Annotated in this window: 1 protein-coding gene; it reads right to left on the bottom strand. The window is 64.1% G+C overall.

The features are described from left to right. On the bottom strand, positions 1 to 640 hold a 640-nt coding region (locus AC1D0Z_RS23660; RefSeq protein ID WP_477660552.1), incomplete at both ends, for a thiolase family protein.

Below are 640 nucleotides of genomic sequence, written 5' to 3'. Positions count from 1 at the left end.
TGCCCATGTAGGCCGGGTCAAGTCCGGTGGTCGCGTAGCTGGCGATGCGGGCCAATGGTTTGAGGCCCAGTGCGGCGGCTTTTTTGGCCGTCATCACCATCACGGCGGCAGCGCCGTCGTTCAGGCCCGAGGCATTGCCGGCCGTCACGCCACCGGCTTTGTCGAACGCAGGGCGCAGGCCTGCCAGGCCTTCGGCGCTGGTCTTGCGGTTAATGAACTCGTCAGCGGCAAACACCACCGGGTCGCCCTTTTTCTGGGGAATGGTGATGGGGATGATCTCGTCCTTGAATTTGCCGGCGTCCTGCGCGGCCGCAGCCTTGGTCTGGCTGCCCAGTGCAAGCGCATCTTGTGCTTCGCGGTTGATGCTGTATTTCTTGGCCACGTTCTCGGCGGTGATGCCCATGTGGTACTGGTTGTAGACGTCCCACAGTCCGTCGACGATCATGGAGTCGATCATCTTCCAGTCACCCATGCGCTGGCCGTCGCGCGAGCCATTGAGCACGTGCGGCGCGGCACTCATGTTCTCCTGGCCGCCGGCGATCACGATTTCGCTGTCGCCCGTGGCCACCGCCTGCGCTGCCAGCATGACGGCCTTCAGACCCGACCCACACACCGCGTTGATCGTAAGGCCCGGGATGCC

This window comes from Polaromonas sp. P1_E3, from assembly GCF_056405935.1.
This window is presented reverse-complemented; position numbering and strand designations above follow the sequence as displayed.